Here is a 1,512-nt window from a genome sequence, read left to right on the forward strand (position 1 = left end):
ATCTGGTTCGGCATCCTGTTCGCGGTCAACATGCAGGTGTCCTTCCTGTCGCCGCCCTTCGGGCCGGCCGCCTTCTATCTCAAGGGCGTGGCACCGCCGGGCATCAGCCTCAAGGACATCTTCGTCTCGCTGCTGCCGTTCATTGCCCTGCAGCTCTGTGTCCTTGCGGCCCTGCTGATGTGGCCCAACATGGCCCTGTGGTTGGTTTAACCAGCTAGTATGTACAACATTTGGATTTATTTATTGAACATGGCAAGCTGTCCCGCATGTATCATAGGTGACAGGCTGAGGAGGAAAACAGGATGCGCTTGATTCAGTGCCTGCACGAGGGACGCACCCATGCAGCCCTGGTGGAGAATGACACCACAGTACGCCTCGCCAATGGCGACACCTACAGCCTGGCCCGCTCGGCCATGGCGTCCGGCAAACCGTTCAGCGAGGTCGTCGAAGCCAGTCTGACGGATACTCGGCTGGATTACGCAGACCTCATCGCGACACAGCGTCTGCTGCCGCCCCTCACCCATGCCGACCCGGCACACTGTCTGGTCACCGGCACCGGCCTGACCCATCTCGGCAGCGCCGATACCCGTTCGGCCATGCATGCCAAGGCGCAGTCGGCCAGCGAAGAAGAACTGACCGACTCGATGCGCATGTTCAAACTCGGTGTCGAAGGTGGCAAGCCCTCACCGGGCCAGGTCGGGGCGCAGCCGGAATGGTTCTACAAGGGGGATGGCGACTGCGTCGTGGCACCGGAAGCCGAACTCCCCTGGCCGGGCTTTGCCGAGGATGCGGGCGAGGAGCCTGAGCTGGCCGGCCTCTATGTCATCGATGATCAGGGGACGCCACACCGCCTGGGCTTCGCCATCGGCAACGAGTTCTCCGACCATGTCACCGAGCGCTTCAATTATCTATGGTTGGCGCACTCCAAGCTGCGCTCCTGCAGCTTCGGCCCTGAGCTGCTGGTTGGTGAGCTGCCCGCTCACCTGGAAGGCACCAGCCGCATCATCCGCAACGGCAACACCTTGTGGGAGAAGCCATTCCTCACCGGCGAGGACAATATGGCCCACAGTATCGCCAACCTCGAGCATCACCACTTCAAGTACCACAGTTTCCGCCGCCCGGGCGACGTCCATGTTCATTTCTTCGGCACCGCAACACTAAGTTTTGCCGACAACATTCGTGTCGAGCCGGGTGATCGCTTCGAAATCGAGCTGCCCGCCTTTGGCCGCAGTCTGCGCAACCCTCTTGCAACACCGGATGACGATAATGATGTCGTTACCGTCAACACCCTATAACCATGTCTTGACCCTCGTTTCTGTTCCTTTTCCGGTACCTGTACCTCGGGAAGTTAGCACCGAGAATCAGTACCGGGAATGAGAGTGGAAATGCTGGAACACATCACACAGGAGCTGATATGTCTCTCGAAGGCAAGCAACTGATCGGCAGCCAGGCGGTACTGGCCTCTGGCCGCCCCATCCACGGCATCAATCCGGCCACCGGCGAGACGCTGGA

General features: G+C 60.1%; 2 protein-coding genes. Both read left to right on the plus strand.

Annotated features, from left to right (window positions below; genetic code table 11):
• The coding region (locus tag BUE38_RS22065; RefSeq protein WP_143166438.1) for a TRAP transporter large permease subunit at nt 1-210 on the plus strand (210 nt) is incomplete at its 5' end.
• A gap of 92 nt (nt 211-302) precedes the next feature.
• Complete coding sequence (gene araD1 / locus BUE38_RS22070) at nt 303-1,295, plus strand: AraD1 family protein (RefSeq protein ID WP_073437399.1); 993 nt, start codon at nt 303-305, stop codon at nt 1,293-1,295.
• The last annotated feature ends 217 nt before the right edge of the window (nt 1,296-1,512 follow it).

This window comes from Halomonas cupida (assembly GCF_900142755.1).
In the GTDB taxonomy this organism is placed as follows: Bacteria; Pseudomonadota; Gammaproteobacteria; order Pseudomonadales; family Halomonadaceae; genus Halomonas; species Halomonas cupida.

Coding starts and splice junctions, on each gene's coding strand:
- araD1 (WP_073437399.1), top strand. CDS start 303: ATGCGCTTGATTCAGTGCCTGCACGAGGGACGCACCCATGCAGCCCTG.